This is a genomic window from Erwinia sp. PPS120, assembly GCF_047918655.1.
Taxonomy (GTDB): Bacteria; Pseudomonadota; Gammaproteobacteria; order Enterobacterales; family Enterobacteriaceae; genus Erwinia; species Erwinia tasmaniensis_A.
In genome coordinates, this window is record NZ_JBLREF010000101.1 from 1 (window position 1) to 1,014 (window position 1,014).

2 protein-coding genes are annotated in these 1,014 nt (G+C 35.5%); one reads left to right on the forward strand and one right to left on the reverse strand.

Annotated elements, in window-relative coordinates; genetic code table 11:
* Window positions 1-555: glycosyltransferase family 17 protein (locus ACLRGG_RS21295; RefSeq protein WP_503827136.1), on the forward strand; the 555-nt coding region annotated here is incomplete at its 5' end.
* Window positions 556-801: 246 nt separating this feature from the next.
* On the opposite strand, the gene ACLRGG_RS21300 is transcribed toward ACLRGG_RS21295, so the two are convergent.
* A partial coding sequence (locus tag ACLRGG_RS21300; RefSeq protein ID WP_416251573.1) for a hypothetical protein occupies window positions 802-1,014 on the reverse strand: 213 nt, incomplete at its 5' end.

The following is a 1,014-nucleotide window of genomic DNA, read 5'->3' on the forward strand; positions in this document are numbered from 1 at the left end:
GGTATTAGGAACAGCTATTTAATTTCTGATGTTGATGAAATTTTTAACCCAGCAATTATAAAAAAAATAAACCCAAAAAAACTATGTACAATATTGCATATGCCTTTTTATAATTATCAATTTAATCTTCAGGTGTTTAATACTGATGGTTCAGAACGTCAATGCCGTTTACCACGGGCTACTAGAATGCGTAATCTCAAACATTCTTTTGACGGCAAACCAGAGTTGTTCCGCAACATAAAGAAATCAGAATTATACAGTGATTTTATTTCAAAAAACTGGTTCAAGTTACGCAGCAAGGTCATTAAAAATGCAGGCTGGCATTTTTCGTGGATTATGACTCCAGAGCGGATATCAGAAAAAATGTCTTCCATTTCTCATACCGAATATGATTTACCTCATTTAAATAATAAAGAGCACATTATTGATGCGCTTAAGAATGGTAAGGATTTATGGAATAGGGAAAGAAAACTTGTCATGCAAGAGTTAACTAGTGATAAGTTCCCATCTTACCTTGTTGCGAATAGAGAAAAATTTAAACAATTCATCTTGTGATAATTGTAGGTTAACAAATAACAATTAATCCTTAGCGTCTTAAAAACTGGTGCAAAGCACAAAATCCCCATCATCGTGCTAATTTTTTATGACGCCTGACAATGCTTTCATTCCTCTGTTTTTCAGTCCTCTCGAATCAGTCAATTTTACCGCAGCCCTTATCAATTATGGCGTCAAGGGCATCGCTTACGCTCAAGCAGCAGATCCAATTAAGATCCACCACTAAACGAAAATACAAAATTATCATTATTTTTCATTTAGTTGTGCAGTTACCAAGATCCAATTTTGATCCGTCAAACTGAAAAGCACTGAAATTCTTTTCAATATTTTCAGTTGCCGAATTACATCAGAAAGCCAGCAGTGGCGCTGAGGGATCCCCAGTAATGGGCGGGTAAAAAAAGACAGGCATAGAGTTTTGTGATCTACTGATTTGTGCAAGCAATTCAATGAGATCACCTC